At 46.2% G+C, this 22536-nt stretch carries 16 protein-coding genes; 6 read left to right on the top strand and 10 right to left on the bottom strand.

Annotated features, from left to right (window positions below):
• The first annotated feature begins 88 nt into the window (after positions 1-88).
• The 5 genes from secA to carB all read left to right on the top strand — a co-directional run bounded on the left by secA (position 89) and on the right by carB (position 9099).
• Positions 89-2818 carry a preprotein translocase subunit SecA gene (secA, locus tag H735_RS22410; RefSeq protein WP_020194009.1) on the top strand — a complete coding sequence of 910 codons (2730 nt, stop codon included), beginning with the start codon at positions 89-91 and terminating at the stop codon, positions 2816-2818.
• 73 nt (positions 2819-2891) lie between these two features.
• Positions 2892-3290: an 8-oxo-dGTP diphosphatase MutT gene (gene mutT / locus H735_RS22405; RefSeq protein WP_020194010.1), complete on the top strand. Its 399-nt coding sequence runs from the start codon at positions 2892-2894 to the stop codon at positions 3288-3290.
• 113 nt (positions 3291-3403) lie between these two features.
• Positions 3404-4213, top strand: coding sequence for a 4-hydroxy-tetrahydrodipicolinate reductase (gene dapB / locus H735_RS22400; RefSeq protein WP_020194011.1), 810 nt, complete (start codon positions 3404-3406; stop codon positions 4211-4213).
• A 481-nt stretch (positions 4214-4694) separates the two neighbouring features.
• Entirely contained in the window at positions 4695-5849 is a 1155-nt protein-coding gene (carA, locus tag H735_RS22395) for a glutamine-hydrolyzing carbamoyl-phosphate synthase small subunit (protein ID WP_005447811.1), read from the top strand.
• Between the two features lie 16 nt (positions 5850-5865).
• Positions 5866-9099: a carbamoyl-phosphate synthase large subunit gene (gene carB, locus H735_RS22390; protein WP_020194012.1), complete on the top strand. Its 3234-nt coding sequence runs from the start codon at positions 5866-5868 to the stop codon at positions 9097-9099.
• A gap of 97 nt (positions 9100-9196) precedes the next feature.
• Here the strand turns inward: carB and H735_RS22385 are convergent, their stop codons facing one another.
• On the bottom strand, positions 9197-9661 hold the full coding sequence (locus H735_RS22385) for a hypothetical protein (RefSeq protein WP_020194013.1): 465 nt from the start codon (positions 9659-9661) through the stop codon (positions 9197-9199).
• Positions 9654-10565 (bottom strand): Ssp4 family T6SS effector, encoded by a 912-nt coding sequence (locus H735_RS22380; protein ID WP_020194014.1) that lies wholly within the window; start codon positions 10563-10565, stop codon positions 9654-9656. The genes H735_RS22385 and H735_RS22380 overlap by 8 nt, the downstream gene beginning before the upstream one ends.
• Positions 10566-10816: 251 nt before the next feature.
• Between H735_RS22380 and H735_RS22375 the strand changes: the two genes are divergently transcribed.
• Positions 10817-11596 carry a TSUP family transporter gene (locus H735_RS22375; RefSeq protein ID WP_005436167.1) on the top strand — a complete coding sequence of 260 codons (780 nt, stop codon included), beginning with the start codon at positions 10817-10819 and terminating at the stop codon, positions 11594-11596.
• Here H735_RS22375 and H735_RS22370 read toward each other — a convergent pair.
• The 8 genes from H735_RS22370 to gltB form a co-directional block, all read right to left on the bottom strand.
• Entirely contained in the window at positions 11532-12392 is an 861-nt protein-coding gene (locus tag H735_RS22370) for a LysR family transcriptional regulator (RefSeq protein ID WP_020194015.1), read from the bottom strand. The genes H735_RS22375 and H735_RS22370 overlap by 65 nt on opposite strands.
• A 130-nt stretch (positions 12393-12522) precedes the next feature.
• The gene (locus H735_RS22365) at positions 12523-13143 is read right to left on the bottom strand and encodes a TRIC cation channel family protein (RefSeq protein ID WP_005425397.1); all 621 of its coding nucleotides are present in this window, start codon (positions 13141-13143) and stop codon (positions 12523-12525) included.
• A gap of 77 nt (positions 13144-13220) precedes the next feature.
• Positions 13221-14045, bottom strand: coding sequence for a vitamin B12 ABC transporter substrate-binding protein BtuF (gene btuF / locus H735_RS22360; protein WP_020194016.1), 825 nt, complete (start codon positions 14043-14045; stop codon positions 13221-13223).
• Positions 14045-14998, bottom strand: coding sequence for a cobalamin biosynthesis family protein (locus H735_RS22355; protein ID WP_020194017.1), 954 nt, complete (start codon positions 14996-14998; stop codon positions 14045-14047). The genes btuF and H735_RS22355 overlap by 1 nt, the downstream gene beginning before the upstream one ends.
• Positions 14999-15012: 14 nt before the next feature.
• The gene (mtnN, locus tag H735_RS22350) at positions 15013-15708 is read right to left on the bottom strand and encodes a 5'-methylthioadenosine/S-adenosylhomocysteine nucleosidase (protein WP_005436177.1); all 696 of its coding nucleotides are present in this window, start codon (positions 15706-15708) and stop codon (positions 15013-15015) included.
• A 65-nt stretch (positions 15709-15773) separates the two neighbouring features.
• Complete coding sequence (locus H735_RS22345; protein WP_027726534.1) at positions 15774-16202, bottom strand: DUF1499 domain-containing protein; 429 nt, start codon at positions 16200-16202, stop codon at positions 15774-15776.
• A gap of 91 nt (positions 16203-16293) precedes the next feature.
• On the bottom strand, positions 16294-17706 hold the full coding sequence (locus H735_RS22340; RefSeq protein WP_020194019.1) for an FAD-dependent oxidoreductase: 1413 nt from the start codon (positions 17704-17706) through the stop codon (positions 16294-16296).
• A gap of 20 nt (positions 17707-17726) precedes the next feature.
• Entirely contained in the window at positions 17727-22190 is a 4464-nt protein-coding gene (gene gltB / locus H735_RS22335) for a glutamate synthase large subunit (RefSeq protein WP_020194020.1), read from the bottom strand.
• Positions 22191-22536: the final 346 nt, after the last annotated feature.

Here is a 22536-nt window from a genome sequence, read left to right as displayed (position 1 = left end):
TCTCAGTATTCTTAGTTCCAAACTGGCAGAGACTGAAGGCATTACGAGTAGATCGGGAACGGTCTGATTAAAGAGAGATTCACGAAAAATGATAGCTAAGCTACTGACAAAAGTAATTGGCAGTCGCAACGACCGAACACTGCGCCGCCTTAGAAAAATTGTAAAAGAGATCAATAACTACGAACCAACGTTCGAAGCACTTTCAGATGAAGAGCTAAAAGCTAAAACTGTTGAGTTCCGTGAACGCCTAGAGCAAGGCGAAACTCTTGATAAGCTACTTCCAGAAGCTTTTGCTACTGTTCGTGAAGCATCTAAGCGTGTTTACGGTATGCGTCACTTCGACGTTCAGCTTATCGGTGGTATGGTGCTGAACGGCGGCCAAATCGCGGAAATGCGTACTGGTGAAGGTAAAACTCTAACTGCAACCCTTCCAGCTTACCTAAACGCACTTCCTGGTAAAGGTGTACACGTAGTAACGGTGAATGATTACCTAGCAACACGTGATGCTGAGACAAACCGTCCACTATTTGAATTCTTAGGTATGACCGTTGGCGTGAACGTGCCAAACATGCCTCCTCAAGCGAAAAAAGAAGCTTACCAAGCTGATATCCTATACGGAACAAACAACGAGTTTGGCTTTGACTACCTACGTGACAACATGGCTTTCCGCAATGAAGACCGTGTTCAACGTGAGCGCTTCTTCGCTGTAGTCGATGAGGTGGACTCAATCCTTATCGATGAAGCTCGTACCCCACTGATTATCTCTGGTCCTGCTGAAGATAGCTCAGAACTATATACTCGTATCAACCTACTTATTCCACATCTGCAAAAGCAAGATAAAGAAGACTCTGAAGAGTACCGCGGCGACGGTCACTACACAGTTGACGAGAAATCTAAACAAGTTCACCTAACAGAAACGGGTCAAGAATTCGTTGAAGAATTAATGGTGAAAAATGGTCTGATGGAAGAGGGCGATACACTTTACTCTCCAACTAACATCAGCCTACTGCACCACGTTAATGCAGCTCTTCGTGCACACGTATTGTTTGAACGCAATGTAGATTACATCGTCAATGATGACGGTGAAGTGGTTATCGTTGATGAACATACCGGTCGTACAATGGCTGGTCGTCGTTGGTCTGAAGGTCTTCACCAAGCGGTTGAAGCGAAAGAAGGCGTTAAGATTCAAAACGAAAACCAAACGCTGGCTTCGATTACTTTCCAGAACTACTTCCGTCTATACGAAAAACTGTCAGGCATGACAGGTACAGCAGATACAGAAGCATTCGAATTCCAATCGATTTACGGTCTAGAGACAGTGGTTATCCCAACCAACAAACCTATGATCCGTAACGATATGCCAGACGTGGTTTACCGTACTGAAGCTGAGAAATTTGCTGCAATCATCGAAGACATCAAAGAGCGTGTAGAGAAAGGTCAACCATCTCTAGTGGGGACGGTTTCTATCGAGAAATCAGAGCTTCTTTCTAATGCACTTAAGAAAGCGAAGATTAAGCACAACGTACTAAACGCTAAGTTCCACGAACGCGAAGCAGAGATCGTTGCAGAAGCAGGTACACCTGGTGCGGTAACCATCGCAACTAACATGGCTGGTCGTGGTACCGATATCGTGTTAGGTGGTAGCTGGCAAGCGAAAGTAGAAGCGCTTCAAGATCCAACCAAAGAACAGATCGATGCTATCAAAGCTGAGTGGAAACAAGTTCACGATCAAGTACTAGAAGCTGGTGGTCTACACATCATCGGTACTGAGCGTCACGAATCTCGTCGTATCGATAACCAGCTGCGTGGCCGTTCTGGTCGTCAAGGTGACGCAGGTTCATCTCGTTTCTACCTATCAATGGAAGATTCACTACTGCGTATCTTTACTTCGGACCGTATGGCTAGCCTTATCCAAAGCGGTATGGAAGAAGGTGAAGCGATCGAATCTAAGATGCTGTCTCGTTCAATCGAAAAAGCACAGCGTAAAGTGGAAGGTCGTAACTTCGATATCCGTAAACAGCTTCTTGAATACGATGACGTAGCGAACGATCAACGTAAAGTGGTTTACGAATTGCGTGATGAGCTAATGAGTGTTGACGACATTAGCGACATGATCGAGCAAAACCGTGAAGATGTTGTTACTGCGATCATCGACGAATACATTCCACCACAATCTCTAGAAGATATGTGGGATGTGGAAGGTCTTCAAGAGCGCTTGAAAGCAGACTTCGATCTAGATGCTCCTATTAAGCAATGGCTTGAGGAAGACGACAAGCTATACGAAGAAGCATTACGTGAGAAGATCATCAACCTAGCAGTTGAAGTCTACAAAGCGAAAGAAGAAGTTGTGGGTGCACAAGTGCTTCGTAACTTTGAGAAGTCAGTTATGCTTCAAACGCTAGACACGCTTTGGAAAGAGCACCTAGCGGCAATGGATCACCTACGTCAAGGTATCCACCTACGTGGTTACGCGCAGAAGAACCCGAAACAAGAGTACAAGCGTGAATCGTTTGAACTGTTTGAAGGTCTACTAGAAGCGCTGAAAACAGACGTTATCACTGTTCTATCTCGTGTTCGAGTTCAACAACAAGAAGAAGTTGAGCGTATGGAAGAGCAACGTCGTGCACAAGCTGAAGAAGCAGCTCGTCGTGCACAAGCTCAACACGCGGCAGCACAGAACCCACTTTCGGAAGGTGAAGAATCGGAAGAAGGCTCTAACCAACCAATGGTTCGTGAAGAGCGTAAAGTGGGTCGTAATGAGCCTTGCCCATGTGGTAGCGGCAAAAAGTACAAACAATGCCACGGTAAAATTGACTAATACAGTCTGAAAACATAAATAAAGAGTCGCTTAGGCGGCTCTTTTTGTATCGATAGATCTAGGAACGAATCTAATGAAAAGAATTCACATTGTTGCGGCGATCATCTTTAACCAAGACAAGTCGCAAATCTTCATCACCAAACGCCCAAGCGACAAACACAAAGGTGGTTTTTGGGAATTCCCTGGCGGCAAAGTTGAGCAAGGTGAAAGTGTTGAGCAAGCGATGATTCGTGAGCTTGAGGAAGAGATTGGTATTACCGTCACTGAACAAGCTTTGTTTGAGCGCTTGGAGTATGACTATCCAGACAAGTCTTTGAAGTTTGATTTTATGACCGTTTCACAATTCAAGAACCAACCGTATGGCCGTGAAGGTCAAGAAGGACGTTGGGTTGATATCAGTGCTCTGCCTGAATACGCCTTTCCTGAGGCGAACGTGCCGATTCTGGAGCGTGTGGTTAAAGAGTTTTCTTAACCTGCATCTAACTGTCTTGTGGTTAACACGGGATATTGTTAGTTTAAAAAGATACAGCGAAACGAGAGAAGGCGAGGTAAGCCTCGTTTATCCAGAGAAGGAGAGAAAGCGCAATGGTTCGTATTGCAATCGCAGGAGCTGCCGGCCGTATGGGTCGCAACCTAGTTAAAGCATCACATATCAATCCAGAAGCATCCGTTACTGCTGGTTCTGAACGTCCAGAATCGTCTCTAGTTGGTGTTGATGTAGGTGAACTGTGTGGTGAAGGTAAGTTTGATGTCTTTCTGACGGATGATTTAGCCAAGGAAGTCGACAACTTTGACGTTGTAATCGATTTTACTGCTCCAGTGAGCACGTTAGCGAATCTAGAGCTGTGTAAACAACATGGTAAGAGCATTGTCATCGGTACTACGGGTTTTAGTAAAGAAGAACGTGACCTGATTGATGAAGCAGCAAAGCAAATTCCTGTTGTTATGGCTCCGAACTACTCTGTAGGTGTGAACCTAGTCTTTAAGCTTCTTGAAAAAGCAGCCAAAGTGATGGGCGATTACTGTGATATAGAAATCGTAGAAGCGCATCACCGTCATAAAGTTGATGCTCCGTCTGGTACCGCTATTGGTATGGGTGAAGCCATTGCTGGCGCGATGGGTAACAAATTGAGTGACGTTGCGGTCTATGCACGTGAAGGTATCACGGGCGAACGTACGAAAGATGAGATCGGCTTTGCGACTATTCGCGCTGGTGATATCGTCGGTGAGCATACTGCAATGTTTGCTGATATCGGTGAGCGTGTCGAAATTACCCACAAAGCAACGGATCGTATGACCTTTGCTAATGGCGCTGTAAAGGCCGCAGTTTGGTTGCATGCTAAGCCAGCAGGTTTTTATACCATGACAGATGTTCTCGGGCTTAATGAACTGTAAATACATAATTATTCGCCGGCGTAAGCCGGCTTTTTTGTTTTTGGAGAAAATTATGTAAACAAAATGGTTCCATAAGGTCGCAAGATTTCTCATGGTTTTATTATTATTTTGTGTGCTTGGTGTATAAAAATGGCTGTAAGCTCTAAAAGTTGCGGTTGAATTTGCAGGATGAACGTTTGCGCAAAAATCTCACAAAATTTTGTGATCTTCAATAAGTTCAAATTTGTAAAATTCACAAAAAAGTCATGGTAAGTGATCTGTAGATAGCTAAAACTTACTTTTTTAGGGCTTTTTCTGTTGAAACGTCATTACTCGCTAGAAAGTACCAATTTATTTTTCAATGTGTGTTGACAGTTTCAAAGTCCGTCTTTAGAATACCGCCAATTTGTCAAAAATACCTGTTTATGTAAATTATCAAGGTAAAGGAAGGCAAATTTGCAGCTTAATTTATTTTTTATGCATTTTTATTCTGGAGGTTGTCTTGGGTAAATTAGCACTGTTAGTCCTAGAAGATGGGACAGTGTTCCGCGGTGTTTCCATTGGAGCAGATGGTATTTCCGTTGGTGAAGTTGTTTTTAATACCTCGATGACGGGGTACCAAGAAATTCTCACTGATCCTTCCTATTCTCAACAAATCGTTACTCTTACTTATCCTCACATTGGCAATACCGGAACCAATTCCGAAGACGAAGAATCTTCTTCAATCCACGCACAAGGCCTTGTGATTCGCGATCTCCCTCTTATCGCTTCTAACTTCCGTAATGAACAATCCCTTTCTGATTACCTTAAGTCGCAAAACATCGTCGGCATTGCAGACATCGACACGCGTAAGCTAACTCGTATCCTGCGTGAAAAAGGTGCTCAAAACGGTTGTATCGTAGCTGGCTCTTCTATAAACGGAGAGAATCTAGACGAAGCTTTGGCACTAGCGAAAGCAAAAGAATTCCCTGGTTTGAAAGGAATGGATCTTGCGAAAGAGGTTACAACAAAAGAAGCGTATCAATGGAAACAAGGTTCGTGGACGCTTGAGGGTGGACTTCCAGAAGCGAAAGACGACAGCGAATTGCCATATCACGTTGTTGCCTACGACTTCGGCGCAAAACGTAACATCCTGCGCATGTTGGTTGACCGAGGCTGCCGCCTAACGGTTGTTCCTGCTGAAACTTCAGCAGAAGAAGTTCTGGCTCTAAATCCAGATGGCGTTTTCCTATCAAACGGCCCTGGTGACCCAGAACCATGTACTTACGCGATTGAAGCGACAAAAGTATTCCTAGAAAAAGGCCTGCCAATCTTTGGTATCTGTCTAGGCCACCAAATCCTTGCGCTAGCATCGGGTGCACAAACAGTGAAAATGAAGTTTGGTCACCACGGCGCAAACCATCCAGTAAAAGATTTGGAGCGTAATGTTGTGATGATTACGTCGCAGAACCACGGTTTTGCCGCAGACGAAGCAACACTACCTGAAAATCTACGTGCTACTCACGTATCGCTATTTGATGGCTCTCTACAAGGTATTCACCGCACAGACAAGCCAGCATTTAGCTTCCAAGGTCACCCTGAAGCGAGCCCAGGTCCACACGACGCGGCACCGCTATTTGACCACTTTATCGAACTAATCAAAAAACACAGCGCTTAATTCGGAGTAGTAGATAATGCCAAAACGTACTGACATTCAAAGTATTCTTATTCTTGGTGCTGGTCCGATTGTTATCGGTCAGGCATGTGAGTTTGACTACTCTGGCGCACAAGCGTGTAAAGCACTGCGTGAAGAGGGTTACCGAGTTATCCTAGTAAACTCTAACCCTGCAACCATCATGACTGACCCAGACATGGCGGATGCAACTTACATCGAGCCAATCCAATGGGAAGTGGTTCGCAACATCATCGCGAAAGAAAAGCCGGATGCAGTACTACCTACAATGGGTGGTCAAACTGCATTGAACTGTGCACTAGACCTAGAGAAGCACGGTGTTCTTGAAGAGTTCGGCGTTGAGATGATTGGTGCGACTGCTGACGCAATCGACAAAGCAGAAGACCGTTCGCGTTTCGATAAAGCGATGAAGTCTATCGGCCTTGAGTGTCCACGTGCAGATACTGCAAAAACGATGGAAGAAGCTTACGCTGTACTCGATATGGTTGGCTTCCCTTGTATCATCCGTCCATCATTTACTATGGGTGGTACTGGTGGCGGTATCGCATACAACAAAGAAGAGTTCGAAGAAATCTGTCGTCGTGGTTTGGACCTATCTCCAACCAACGAACTTCTTATCGATGAATCTCTTATCGGTTGGAAAGAGTATGAGATGGAAGTGGTTCGTGACAAAGCGGACAACTGTATCATCGTATGTGCGATTGAAAACTTCGACCCAATGGGCATCCACACGGGTGACTCAATCACGGTTGCACCAGCGCAAACACTAACAGACAAAGAATACCAGCTAATGCGTAACGCATCTCTAGCAGTACTGCGTGAGATTGGCGTTGAAACTGGTGGTTCAAACGTACAGTTTGGTATCAACCCGAAAGATGGCCGTATGGTTATCATCGAGATGAACCCACGTGTATCTCGCTCTTCAGCTCTAGCTTCAAAAGCAACAGGTTTCCCAATCGCTAAGATTGCAGCGAAACTGGCTGTTGGCTTTACGCTAGACGAGCTAATGAACGACATTACTGGCGGCGCTACGCCAGCATCATTCGAACCAACCATCGACTACGTAGTAACTAAGATTCCTCGCTTTAACTTCGAGAAATTTGCAGGTGCTAACGACCGTCTAACGACGCAAATGAAGTCAGTTGGTGAGGTGATGGCAATTGGTCGTAACCAACAAGAATCACTACAAAAAGCACTTCGCGGTCTAGAAGTTGGCGCGACAGGCTTTGATGAGATGGTTGACCTAGATGCACCAGACGCACTAACGAAAATCCGTCATGAGCTGAAAGAAGCAGGCGCAGAGCGTATTTGGTACATCGCGGATGCATTCCGTGCGGGTATGTCAGTAGATGGCGTATTCAACCTAACGCAAATCGATCGCTGGTTCCTAGTTCAAATCGAAGACATCGTGAAGCTTGAGCAAGACCTAAAAGCAAAAGGCTTCGCTGGTCTAAACAAAGAAGAACTTAACAAGCTGAAGCGTAAAGGTTTTGCTGATGCGCGCCTATCTAAGATTCTAGGTGTAGCGGAAAGCGAAATCCGTCGTCTACGTGACCAGTACGACATCCACCCAGTGTACAAGCGCGTTGATACGTGTGCGGCAGAGTTCTCTTCTGATACAGCTTACATGTACTCATCTTACGATGACGAGTGTGAGGCGAACCCAACAGACAAAGACAAGATCATGATTCTAGGCGGCGGTCCAAACCGTATCGGCCAAGGTATCGAATTTGACTACTGTTGTGTACACGCATCGCTAGCACTACGTGAAGATGGTTATGAAACTATCATGGTTAACTGTAACCCTGAGACAGTTTCAACAGACTACGACACGTCTGACCGTCTTTACTTCGAACCAGTAACACTGGAAGACGTACTAGCAATCGCTCGTGTTGAGAAGCCAAAAGGCGTTATCGTTCAGTACGGTGGTCAAACACCACTTAAACTGGCTCGTGCACTTGAAGCGGCTGGCGTGCCAATCATCGGTACTAGCCCAGATGCAATCGACCGTGCAGAAGACCGTGAGCGTTTCCAAGTTGCTGTTGACCGTCTAGGTCTTCTACAGCCAGAAAACGCGACAGTAACGACGATGGAGCAAGCGGTAGAGAAATCTCGTGAAATCGGTTACCCACTGGTTGTACGTCCTTCTTACGTACTTGGTGGTCGTGCGATGGAAATCGTATACGACGAGCAAGATCTACGTCGCTACTTCAATGAAGCTGTTAGCGTATCAAACGAATCTCCAGTTCTACTAGATAGCTTCCTAGACGACGCAGTTGAAGTCGATATCGATGCTATCTGTGACGGTGAGCGTGTGGTTATCGGCGGTATCATGGAGCACATCGAGCAAGCGGGTGTTCACTCTGGTGACTCAGCATGTTCTCTTCCTGCATACACGCTAAGCCAAGAAATCCAAGACGTAATGCGCGAGCAAGTTGAAAAGCTGGCGTTCGAGTTGGGTGTTCGTGGTCTGATGAACACGCAGTTTGCGGTTAAGAACAACCAAGTATACCTAATCGAGGTGAACCCTCGTGCAGCGCGTACAGTACCGTTCGTATCTAAAGCAACAGGTGCACCAATCGCTAAGATTGCTGCACGTGTAATGGCGGGTCAATCGCTTGAAGCTCAAGGCTTTACGAAAGAAATCATCCCACCTTACTACTCAGTGAAGGAAGTTGTACTTCCATTCAACAAATTCCCTGGTGTAGATCCACTGTTAGGCCCAGAAATGCGCTCTACTGGTGAGGTTATGGGTGTTGGTGCAACGTTTGCAGAAGCTTACGCGAAAGCAGAATTGGGTTGTGGCAACATTTACCCAGAAGGTGGTCGTGCACTACTGTCTGTTCGTGCAGGTGACAAAGAGCGCGTTGTGGACCTAGCGTCTAAGTTGACAAAACTTGGTTACCAGCTGGATGCAACACACGGCACAGCAGTGATTCTTGGCGAAGCGGGTATTAACCCACGTCTAGTAAACAAAGTACACGAAGGTCGTCCTCACATTCTTGACCGTATCAAGAACAACGAGTACACCTACATCGTGAACACTGCCGCTGGCCGTCAAGCGATTGAAGACTCGAAAGTTCTTCGTCGCGGTGCACTGGCTGAGAAAGTGAACTACACGACAACGCTAAACGCTGCATTCGCAACTTGTATGGCACACACTGCAGATGCGAAGAGCACGGTAACTTCGGTTCAAGAGCTACACGCAAAAGTGAAAGCTAGCCTAGAAGCGTAATAGATAAAAATCAGTAAGCCCGAAAAATAGGGCTTATATGACAACCTCATTGCCCGCTCATTTGAGCGGGCTTTTTTGTTTAATTAAGCAACTTGTTCTACTTGTTGATATTTTTCATTAGTCTTCGGTGCTCTCTACGACTCTGAGCTAGTTCATAGTAAAAGGTCATGAAGCATTTGTAGGAAGGAGTATTCATCAAATAAAGAGCAAGAATAGGGAGAGCAAGGGCTACCAACCAGAATAGGTCTCCTAATTTTGCTTCTGAAACTCCAAAACATATCGCTATGAAAATCTGTATCGTGGCATTGAAAATATTGATTGGATTTAAGAACTTTAAACCATGAATAATGATCATCCCAAATGGAATCGTTACCAAAAGTGCACCAATACCCATCATTACTACCCAAAAGTAGAACGGACCGTAAGTGGTTGAAATATCGATTAGTTGATCCAGAAAGAAAATATTTAATCCTCCCCCCATTGTTAAAAGCATTATTGCACTTAAAGCTGTGGCGATGCTTTTAGCGGACAGAACGAAGACTTCTTTTTCTCTACTATTCAATGGAAAACTCCTCGTATACACCCACTGCAATAGCACCGACGTTACCGGAGGCTGCACTACCCACGAAACTGATAGTTGCACCAATGGCATCTTTTAGTTGAAGTTGGATGGCATTACTGATCTCTTGTGAAGAGTATCTTCGTTTTACGCTTCCTGAACGTACTAGTTGTTTAAAAGCTTTTGCAGATAAGTTTGGAATGTTTTGCTTCGAAATTTCTTTAGTAAGCCTTGCTCGTTCGTGTCGATTTAAGCCTTTTAAGACTTCACTTAAGCTTTTTCCTGAGCTCTTCTGTAGATTATTTATAGTTTTTATTGTGGCTGTGCCAGAGGCTCCAACGCCGACTAGAGATATGTAATCGAGGGCTTTAGATGTATTTTGATACCAAGCTTGCGAGTCCAGTTCATCTAGCTTGTCAGGAGCAAAACTCTCAGCACCACTCCTGCCTATGCCCACCATGCACTGGACTGTAGAGGCTGCAGCAGCACTGTATCCCAAATAAGTAACGGCAGCACTCGTACCTCCCGAAATTGGAATCGCGCCAACGCTGCCAACGACCACAATCCAACCTAAAGCAGCTGAAGCACAGCTTAAGCTTGCTCCAATAAGCTCAGAAGCTAACTTAGACTCTCTATGCGAAGACTTCAGTTCTTTAGCGTAGCTATCAGCAGACATAGGAGACGTCGGCTCTTTTAAAATAATGCTGATAGGGTTGACGCGACAACTGGAGTTGAACTTTCGAAGAGAGATTATCGTTGAATCGCCCGCGATATAAATAACTCCAGCGCCCGAAGTTTCAGGCCTAGAGTCTATGACTTTGAAAAGTTGTTTTAGATTTACGGTCTGTTCGATACGAGAGCGTAACTGTTGCTCTTTTATTGATGGGCGAATCCCTAAAGCATCCATTGTTTTCACTTTCTATGAGATTGAATTTACTAGATTAGGCCAGTGTTTTTCTTTCCCATCAAAAAATTGAAATGCTCTTGAGAGTCAATTCTATTGGAAATGTAATTGATACATTTGACGTATCATTTCTTAGAACTTTCTAATTGATGAAAATCTGGAATAGGTTGGTGTCTTGAGTTTCCTTTTGTGCGTTTGCGTGGCAGTGCTATCGTTGTTCCATCTTGGTTACAAATATTTACAAGGGCGCACAAGTGGAAGTTACGTTCGAAATCTTAATTGCATTGTTTTTTGTCGCATCCGCTGCGGGATTTATTGATGCGATGGCTGGTGGCGGTGGTCTCTTGACTCTACCTGCTTTGTTGGCTGCGGGGCTAAGCCCGACTCAAGCATTAGCGACCAACAAACTCCAAAGCTCTTTCGGAAGCTTTTCTGCCAGTTGGTATTTTGTTCGTAACGGCATTGTTAGTCTCAAAGAGATGCGCCTAGCGATTCTCTGTACTTTTATTGGTTCTGCCATTGGTGCTGAGGCCGTACAGTTTATCGATGCCGGTGTACTCACCAGTCTTATCCCGGTATTGCTTATCGCGATTTCACTCTATTTTTTGCTCTCTTCAACCAATAAAACAGCTGAAGGAGAACCAAAGCTCTCTGAAGCGATGTTTGCTTTATGTGTTGGTGGTGGCGTGGGCTTTTACGATGGCTTTTTTGGTCCAGGTACTGGCTCTATCTTTGCGCTTTGCTTTGTCGCACTTGGTCACTTCTCTTTGGTTGATGCGACCGCTCGTACTAAGATTCTCAACTTCACCTCAAATATCGCGGCTCTGCTGTTCTTTATTCTTGCTGGTTTGCCTGTGTGGGAAATCGGTCTGACCATGGCTGTAGGTGGCTTTATTGGTGCTCAACTTGGTGCCAAAGTTGTTGTCACTAAAGGTCAAAAATGGATTCGACCTTTAGTCATTACCATGTCTATGTTGATGGCGACAAAACTTCTTTGGCAACAACATCACCAATGGTTTCTATCACTGTTTTAACTCTTGGTGACTGGTACACGTTTTGCCTAACGCAGATATGAACCGGTCGAATTAAAGATGTTAGTTGTTCGAACATAAAGCAGTTATGGTCAGGGATCTTTAACGCTCTAACGATCGATAATGGGATTAATGCTGGTGCTGCTCCTCCCAGTGCAAGTTGTGCTGCCGCTGTGTAGGCATCCATTTCCATCAATGGTTTGATACCTATTTTCTCTAATGCCGGCAGTTGGTAGCTATTGGACGGGTTAGTTAAATCATTTGTGATGACTTTTTTCGGTAGTTCATTCAGTGGCTGATCACTAACGAGGAAGAAAGGTTCATCACATAAGTGGAAAGCCATCAAGCCGTGATGTGGTGGAAGCAAACCAGCACAAAGCCCAATGGTCGCTTTACCGGATTGAACTCGCTCAACGATTCTAGGGCTGTGGTTGGTGGTTATGGTTAAGTACTGATCTTGCTTGAGGTAATCACCAATGGTTTTTCCAAGATAACCCGCAATAAGAGACTTTGAGCTATCGAGGGTGATTAATGATGTGTCCTCTAGCTCTTGCTGTTCATAGATAAGGCCACGTAACTCGTTAAAAGATGGGCCGATATTCTCGATCAAAGCCATGCCATCAGGTGTGAGTCTAATGGTTCTCCCTGACGGTTCTACTAGCTTCTTTCCCAGTTTTTTCTCTAGGTTCGCGATACGTTTACTCACCGCAGATTGGCTGATATACAGCAAACTCCCAGTGCGACTCATCGTTTTCGCTTTACTTAAAACTAATAGTGTTTCGATGCCTTCCAGTAACATGTCTATCCATGAATGTTGGGAATAATAGGCCTAATATAGCCAAGCTTGAGATGAGAAGCGACAGGTTATTTTACAAACAAAAAGAGCCGACGTTTCAGTCAGCTCTTTTGCGTAAATTGATTCGTATCGATCAACGATTGATAGCAAAGGTTGGCAGTGACAAGTGCCAGCGAATCGCACCAAGGCGAATAATCAAAGTTGAGATGACACCTGCGAGTAGGGCGACTGAATGGTCGTGTCCCATACTCAGTGCAGTTGTATGGAAAATTCCGCCAATGATACATGCGGTCGCATAGACTTCACTTCGCAGTACCATGGGTACCTCGCGAGCCAGCACATCACGGATAATGCCGCCACCGCAACCAGTGATAACGCCCATGATCACCGCTACCATGCCAGAAGCATTGTAGGCGAGAGCTTTCTCGACACCGATACCGACGAATACCGCCAAACCAATGGCGTCACAGACAGGTAGAACCCACCAAGGCAAGCGCTTAGGGCGACGAATGAGAATCATCGTGAGCAAACAAGTGATGAAAATTACCCAAAGATAAGTGGTGTCAGTGATCCAGAAGACCGGGGTTGCGCCAAGCGCCATATCACGAATAGTGCCGCCGCCAATAGCTGTCACACTACCGAGTACGATCACACCGAAAGGATCCATCTTTAATCGGCCTGCGAGTAAAACGCCAGAAACCGCAAAGACAGCAGTACCGAATAAATCGATCATATAAAGCAGCATGGAGTCCATGTTACTTGGTACCTTTTAAACAAATTGTGGGGGAACAGAAATGGGACGGAAATTGTACGGGATTTCCAACGAAAACGTTAGCGTTTTTGCCGGACGGTTTCAAAGTGTTCACACACCTCTGTGATCGCGTTTAAGGTTCTTGGGGTTGGGCGGTTGATCCAATCGGAATTGAGTGACCAAACGTGGTTGTTTTTTAACGCAGGGATGTCGTTTTTCCATTCAGCCCACATGCCATCATTACTCATGGCATGGCGAGAGGTAAACAGGACTTCGGGTTGGTGAGTAATCACTTGCTCGATGCTGACTTGTGGGTAAGGAGCACTACCTTTAGCAAAGATATTCTCTCCACCACAGAAGGTGAAGACTTCACTTGGCCAGTTCTTACCCGCAACGGTGATGATCGGCTTCTCACTCAATTGATAGAAGTAACTGACTTTATCCTCGGTATTGTATTTTTCTTTTAATGCTCCTAACTGCGCGCGGAATTCTGCGGCGGCTTTTTGCCCAACTTCTGGCTTCTCACTGTACTGGCTAAGTTGTTCAATGTTCGTAGCGATGTCTTCTAACGTTCCAGTAGTTGAGTAGTAGATAGGAATGCCAAACTGCTTGAGCTTTTCAAGTTCTTTGGCTGGATTACCTGCTGGCCAAGCGATAACTAAATCGGGTTGAAGGGCAATGATGCGCTCTAACTTGATGCCTTGATAGTTTGACACCTTCTCTAAACCTTTAGCTTGCTCTGGGTAGTCACTCATCTCGCTGACGGCTACGAGTTTGTCGCCAAGACCTGCAGCATAGGCGATTTCTGTTGAGTGTGGTGCCAAGCTGATGACGCGTTGAGCTGGTTCATTGGCAAAAGAAGCGGCAGAGAAGATAAGAGGAAGAGCAAAGCAAAGTTTGTTCATCATAGTCCTTGATAAATGAGTCCGAGAATCAGGCTTTGGATAACGATCCAAGCAAAAATACGCCATACAATTAGGGTTTGGATTTGTGCTAAATGAATAGCAGATGGCGCTATACGACCACCAATTTTCGCTCGTTCAGCTCGTTGACCTTGGTACAGCGCTGGGCCGCCAAGTGACAATTGAAGCTTGTTACCAATCGAGCACAACAACCAAGCTGGCCCTGGAAGTGGCCAAGACTTCGCTTGTTGAAGCATGGCAGTCGAAACACTCGATAGGTTTTTACCCATGCTAATGAACACGGCAAACAAGCGTAAAGGAACAATCTCCAATGCAGCCGTTAGCTGAATAGCAGGCTTACCAAAAGGTGAATACTGGCGGCGACTTGGGGACCAAGCGCGACCGAGCTCTGCCGTTAAGCGATACATTAATGCACCAATTCCACCAGTCAATCCATACCAGAACAACACGCACACAACGTTACGTCCGTAACCCATGATGATGGTCTCTGCTCCTGCTTTACCAATACCAAGCAGCGATAAGCTCTCGGTATCTCGATTAAGGTAAGGCTTGAGTAATGCTCGGCACTGCACTTTGTTCTCATTCGACATCGCGGTGACGAGTTGTTTCGCAAGTGATTCGTTGTTTCGCCAGTCGAGAGCAATAAGCAGTAATGCCAACTCAAATAAGGGAGCTTGCCAAACTAAGGGCTTCATCGCGAGCAGTAATATCAAGCAGGGTACAAGCATAAGAAGAAGTGCGAGCCCGCCAGAGAGAATGCTTTGTGAGTAGTTGTGGTTGTTATTAACTTTATTCGCCAGTTGTTCTGCGAATTTATGCCATAAAGTCACAGGATGAGCAGCGTGAGGAATGGGGATTAATAAATGGAATAGTAATGCGCCCCACATGACGAGGAGCGCACCATTGGCATAGAGCTGTTGAAATATTTCTTCCATGAAATTCTGGGGACTTACTTAGTCAGTTCCAACATTTTGCATACCATTTCTGAAGAGCTTTTCGCTGCTAGCGGTAGGAACTCTTCGAAGCTCATTGGTGATTCTTTGTCTGCTACGTCAGAGATAGCGCGCACAACAACAAACGGCGTGTTGAATTGGTGACAAGTTTGAGCGATAGCAGATGCTTCCATTTCTACAGCGATAACTGAAGGGAAGTGTTTACGGATAAACTCTTGGCGTTCTGCTGTGCAAACAAACGCATCACCAGTACAGATCAGGCCGCGAACTGCGTGAGTGTTTTCCATTTGAGCCAGTGCTTTTTCAGCAAGGTCCATTAACTTCTCATCCGCTTTGAATGCTGCTGGTTGGCCTGCCATTTGACCCATTTCGTAGCCAAATGCAGTTACGTCTGCATCGTGGTGACGAACTTCTGTTGAGATTACAACGTCGCCTAGGTTTAGGCTTGAATCGAAACCGCCCGCAGAGCCAGTGTTGATAACCACATCTGGTTGGTACTCGTCTAGCAGAATAGTTGTGCCTACTGCAGCCGCTACTTTACCGATGCCAGATTGAAGCAGTACCACATCAACGTCGTTAATCTGACCAGAGAAAAACGTACAACCTGCTTTGCTTACTGTTTGGCAGTTTGTCATAGCTTCTTTCAGGATGGTGACTTCTTGTTCCATCGCACCGATGATACCAACTTTCATAACACTCTCTTTCGATAAAAATTTAAGTTGGCGAGAGTATACCACTCTGCACCAATATGTGGTCGTTATTTGATTAACTCAGCATTCGCCAGCAGTGAACGTAATTGTTCAGCACGCTTACGGTTCACACCAAAGTCTGAATAGCCAACGCGAGATTCAGAACGAACAATAAGCTGGTCGCCTTCGATCTTAAGCTCTAAATCGTCCACAAAGCGCATTATTTTGGATGTGCATTCGATACGTAGGTAATTACCTTCTTTCACCGCTGTTTTCGCCCCCGGCAGTTCAAGCGCCACTTGCTCAATCGAATCGATGTTCGTGGATTCGGTTAGGGTGAATGGCGTGAGGTTGTATTCTTCACGCGTGTCTTGGGTGGAGACACAGTTTGGTTTGTCACCACAAGGTGATTGAGAACGATCAGTCATGGTTGTGACTCCTTGGCTACAAGCGGTTAAGCCGAGCAAACTAATGGAAAGGAGAGCGGCTTTTTTCATTGGTTTTATCCCTTATCTTAGGAATTTAATTATATGTAATAAAAGAAAAAAGGATCCAATAGTAGGATCCTTTTTGAGACGTTAACAGTGATTAAACTTCAAGGTAATCGAGAATACCTTCTGCGGCTTTTCGACCTTCATCAATCGCGGTCACGACCAGATCTGAGCCTCGTACCGCATCGCCACCAGCGAAGATCTTTTTGTTGCTGGTCTGGAATTGGAACTCTTGTTTCGCAGGAGCTTTGATACGACCCCATTGATCCAACTCGACATCAAACGGAGCTAGCCAATCCATTTTGTGTGGTTGGAAGCCAAACGCCATGATAACGACGTCTGCTGGTAGAACGTGCTCGCTGCCTTCTACTGGTTCTGGACGGCGACGACCCGCTTCATCAGGCTCACCAAGGGCAGTTTTCACCACTTTGACCCCTGATACTTTGCCTGACGCATCCACTTCAATTCCTAAAGGCTGAAGGTTGAACATGAACTTCACGCCTTCTTCCTTAGCGTTTTTCACCTCGCGTCGAGAGCCAGGCATATTGGCTTCATCACGACGGTAAGCACATACAACGTTTGATGCGCCTTGGCGGATAGAGGTACGAACACAGTCCATTGCGGTATCACCACCACCGAGTACCACTACGCGTTGTTTTGCCATGTCGATAAAAGGTTTGTCGTGCTCCAAGCCCATGACCTTGTAAGTATTTGAAATCAAGAATGGCAGAGCATCGTAGACACCCGGCGCACCCTCATTTTCTAGTCCTGCACGCATGTACTTGTAAGTACCAACACCCAAAAAGACGGCATCATACTCATCAAGTAGCTCTTGCATCTGCACATCTTTACCTACTTCGACATTCATCTGGAACTCTACGCCCATCTCGGTGAAGACGCGACGACGATTTTCCATCACGCCTTTTTCAAGTTTGAATGAAGGGATACCGAAGGTCAGTAGGCCCCCAATTTCAGGGTAGCGGTCAAATACGACAGGTTTCACGCCATTGCGGACTAGGATATCAGCGGCAGCCAAGCCTGCTGGGCCTGCACCAATGATGGCAACCTTTTTATCGGTCCACTCCACCTTGGACATGTCAGGTTTCCAGCCCATTTCGAAGGCTTTGTCGGTAATGTATTTTTCAACGTTACCTATAGTGACGGCGCCAAAGTCTTCATTGAGAGTACAAGAGCCTTCACACAGACGATCTTGTGGACACACTCGACCACAAACTTCAGGCAAACTGTTAGTTTGGTGCGATAGCTCTACGGCTTCGAGGATACGACCTTCATTGGCAAGCTTTAGCCATTGTGGGATGTAGTTGTGGACTGGGCACTTCCATTCACAATATGGGTTACCACAATCTAAGCAGCGATCCGCCTGCGCTGTCGCTTGTTGTTTGGTAAAAGGTTCATAGATTTCAACGAATTCGATCTTACGAACTTTGATAGGCTTCTTCGCAGGATCTACGCGTTGAACATCGATAAATTGATAAACGTTCTGACTCATGATTCAAACATCCTCCATGATTACTGGGCTTGAACGCGCAGTTCTGCGGCACTGCGACTCTGGTGACCAAGTAGCGTGCGCAAGTCCGCCGCTTGTGGTTTCACCAAGTAGAACTTTGGAATCCATTCATCAAAGTTCGCCAAGATATCTTCTGCGTGGCTAGAGCTGGTTTCTTCGAGATGCTCGGCAATCAGACCACGTAAGTGCTCTTGATGGATGTAGAGATCCGACAGAGAAATCGCTTCAACCGATTCGTTGTTCACGCGACCTTGGAAGTCTTGGTTCTCATCCAATACGTAAGCAAAACCGCCAGTCATGCCTGCGCCAAAGTTCACGCCTGTCGCGCCAAGAATGGCAACAATACCGCCAGTCATGTACTCACAAGCGTTATCGCCAGCGCCTTCAATGACAGCAATCGTACCTGAGTTACGTACGCCGAAACGCTCACCTGCTTTACCTGCCGCAAACAGCTTACCGCCGGTCGCGCCGTACAAACAGGTGTTACCAATGATGGTCGCTTCATTACACTTAAATGCAGTGCCAAGGTGAGGTTTGATAACCACCTTACCGCCAGCCATGCCTTTACCTACGTAGTCGTTGGCATCACCAGTGAGGTAAAGCTCTACGCCCCCCGCGTTCCAAACGCCAAATGACTGGCCTGCAGTGCCATCCAAATGCAGTTTGATTGGCGTTGCCGCCATGCCTTGGTTGCCGTAGCGCTGAGCGATTTCACCTGATAGGCGAGCACCCACAGAACGGTCGGTGTTGATCACGTTGTAGAAGAAGCTAGCAGATTGACGTTTTTCAACCGCTTGTAGTGCGTCTTCGATGATCTTGTTGTTTAGCTCTGCTTTATCAAATGGTGTATTTGGCTGTGTCCAGTAAAGAGGGTGTTCCTCTGGAGAGACTGGCGCCTCAAGGATATTCGACAGATCTAGCTTGGTTTGTTTCGCCGTAAGACCTTCAACGGTTTCCAACAAATCCGTGCGACCAATCAAGTCAGTCAGTTTTTCAACACCAAGTTCAGCGAGTAATCCGCGCACTTCGTCCGCCAGACCAATGAAATAGTTCATCACCATTTCCGGTAGGCCTTTGAAGTACTCTTTACGCAACGTCTCGTCTTGAGTTGCAACGCCAGTAGCACAGTTGTTGAGGTGACAAATACGTAGGAACTTACAACCCATTGCCACCATTGGCGCAGTACCAAAACCGAAGCTTTCTGCACCGAGAATTGCCGCTTTCACCACGTCTAGACCAGTTTTTAGACCACCATCTACTTGCAGGCGGATCTTGTGGCGCAGACCATTAGCAACCAGTGCTTGTTGGGTTTCTGCCAACCCCAATTCCCAAGGGCTACCTGCGTATTTCACTGAAGTTAATGGACTTGCTGCGGTACCGCCGTCGTAACCCGAGATGGTAATGAGATCAGCGTAAGCTTTCGCTACACCTGTTGCGATGGTGCCGACGCCTGGTTCAGAAACTAACTTCACCGAAACCAATGCATTTGGATTGACTTGTTTTAGGTCGAAGATCAACTGGGCCAAATCTTCAATCGAATAAATATCGTGGTGTGGAGGAGGGGAGATCAGAGTCACCCCCTGTACCGAATAACGCAGTTTTGCAATTTCTGCGGTGACTTTGTGTCCCGGTAACTGACCACCTTCGCCCGGCTTCGCACCCTGTGCGACCTTGATCTGCAGCACGTCAGCATTGGTTAGGTAGTGAGGGGTAACACCAAATCGCCCGGAAGCAATCTGCTTGATGCGCGAGTTACGCTCGGTACCGAAGCGACGAGGATCTTCACCGCCTTCACCCGAGTTGGAGTAACCACCAAGACGGTTCATCGCTGTTGCAAGTGCTTCGTGCGCTTCTGGACTAAGTGCACCAATGGACATCGCCGCAGAATCAAAGCGTTTGAAGAGCTCAGTGCTAGGCTCAATTTGCTCTAAAGGTAGCGGTGAGTCTGATTTTTTCAGCGCCATTAAGTCACGCAGCATGGCAACAGGGCGTTGGTTCACCTGCTTAGCAAAGCTCTGATAATCGTTACTTTCGCCTGATTTAACCGCAGTTTGCAGTGTGCCAACCACGTCTGGGTTGTAGGCGTGATATTCACCACCGTGGACATATTTCAATAAACCACCATGCTCGATGGCCTTACGTTTTGCCCAAGCTTTACGAGAAAGGTTGTACAAATCTTGTTGGAAGTCGTCGAAGTTCGCGCCTTCAATACGAGTTGTAACACCTTTAAAGCACAAATCGACCACTTCTTGGCTCAAGCCAACCGCTTCAAACAGTTGCGAGCAGCGGTAAGAGGCGATGGTAGAAATACCCATTTTCGACATGATCTTGTACAGACCCTTGTTGATGCCGTATTGGTAGTTTTGCATCACATCGCGGTAGTCTTTTTCTAGCGCTTTATCATCAATCAGCTTACCTAGTGCTTCATAAGCAAGGTATGGATAAATCGCAGTAGCACCAAAGCCAAGCAAGACAGCAAATTGGTGTGGGTCACGAGCTGTTGCGGTCTCAACAACAATGTTGGCATCACAACGTAAGTTGGCATCGATCAAGCGAGTTTGAACCGCACCGACGGCCATTGCTGCAGGAATTGGCAGCTTGCCTTTGACTAAAGCGCGATCTGAAAGCACCACTAGAACCGTGCCTTCACGTACGACCTGTTCTGCTTGTTCACACAGATCATCAATAGCCTGTTTGAGATCTTTCTGTTGTGGATCGTAGTTGATGTCGAGAATGGTATTACGGTAGTGATCGTCACCAAGCTCGAGTAACTGCTGCATGTCTGAGTAAAGTAACACTGGCGAATCGAAGGTCACTCGGTAGGCGTGGCCATCGGTTTCACAGAAGACGTTCATCTCCTGACCAATACTGGTCGCCAGTGACATGACGTGCTTTTCACGCAATGGATCGATTGGCGGGTTGGTTACCTGAGCGAACTTCTGACGGAAGTAATCCGTTACCAAGCGCTCTTTCGAGGACAGAACGGCCATCGGGGTGTCATCACCCATGGAGCCGACCGCTTCTTGTCCCATATCACCAAGGACACGCAGTACTTGATCGACTTCTTCATTGCTCATGGCGAATTGCTTTTGATAAGTCTTAAGCAAGTCTTCATCAAAGCTGCGCTCCCCCACTTGATCTTCAGGTAGCTGAGCAAAAGGTGTGAGTTTGCGAACGTTGTTTTCCATCCATTCGCGGTAAGGGTGGCGAGATTTCAGATCGTTATCGATCTCGCTAGACTGCCAGAGTTTCCCTTTACGAGTATCGACAACCAGCAGCTCACCCGGACCAACACGGCCTTTCTCGGCAACTTCGTCGGGAGCGTAATCCCAAATCCCTACCTCTGATGCCAGAGTGATAAATTTGTCTTTAGTAATCACATAACGTGCAGGGCGCAAACCATTTCGATCTAGGTTACAGGCAGCGTAACGGCCGTCGGACAGTACTATACCTGCCGGACCATCCCATGGCTCCATATGTTTGGAGTTGAAGTCGTAAAACGCTCGCAGATCCGGGTCCATGTCTGGGTGGTTCTGCCATGCTGGTGGCACAAGCATGCGCATGGCACGGAAGATATCCATACCGCCAGAAAGGAATAGATCCAACATATTATCTAAGCTGGAAGAATCTGAACCTGTCTCGTTCACAAACGGTGCTGCGGTTTGTAGGTCTGGCAGCAGCGGTGACGAGAACTTGTAAGCTCGCGCTCGTGCCCATTGGCGATTACCTTCAATAGTGTTGATCTCACCATTATGAGCAAGGTAACGGAACGGTTGGGCTAATGGCCAACGCGGTTGCGTGTTGGTAGAAAAACGCTGGTGGAACAGGCAGATAGCAGATTCCATGCGTAGGTCAGCAAGATCAAGATAGAAGCGCGGTAAGTCCGCAGGCATGCACAAGCCTTTGTACACCAAAACTTGTGTCGACAAGCTACAGATGTAGAAATCAGGATCTTCGGTGATTTGTTTCTCGATGCGACGGCGTGCGATGTAGAGACGACGCTCAATGTCACGCTCGCGCCAACCTGCCGGAGCAGAGATAAAGACTTGTTGAATGTCTGGAAGTGAATCGGCGGCGATTGGGCCAAGTACTTCTGAATTGGTCGGTACTTCACGCCACCCTGCCACCGTCAGAGTCTCTTGTGCGAGCTCTTTGTTGATGATGTCTTTGGCGAGTTGAGCTTTCACCGGGTCTTGGTTGAAGAAAATCATCCCTACGGCGTATTGCTTGCCAAGGTTGAAGCCATTTTCTTCAGCGATAAGGCGTAAATAGGAATCGGGCTTTTGTAAAAGAAGACCACAACCATCACCGGTTTTACCATCAGCGGCGATACCACCACGGTGGGTCATGCGATCAAGTGCAGAAATTGCTGTACGTACCAGCTTGTGACTTTGCTCGCCTTCCATGTGTGCGATCAAGCCAAATCCACAGTTGTCTTTCTCAAGACTTGGATCATAAAGAGCCATTGCAATTCTCCCTTTGCTTATCTGTCATCCCGACAGATATATCAACACTGCTCAAGTTGATAATGATGACTAACTATGCGTCACTTTCTAAGTTTTATGTATATCTATTCAATAAAATTCGTCAAATATCTTAACAAAAATTGTGTGTTTTATTTTCACCAACTTCACAAGCTATAGCTTATTGTAAAAAAGGTCAAGTTATTAGTGAATCATCGCGTGAATATGCGATTTACCATTTAATTGGCTGAAATAGTTCAAGAAAAACAGTGAGATAGAAAAGTGATTGTTACAAAAAAGTAACATTTGATTCTGAAGGGAATAAAAAAGACCAGCACAAAATGCTGGT

Origin of the sequence: Vibrio owensii CAIM 1854 = LMG 25443, from assembly GCF_000817815.1 — a bacterium.
Classification (GTDB): Bacteria; Pseudomonadota; Gammaproteobacteria; order Enterobacterales; family Vibrionaceae; genus Vibrio; species Vibrio owensii.
The sequence above is the reverse complement of the archived record's forward strand: the minus strand, read 5'-3'. Positions and strand labels throughout refer to the sequence as shown.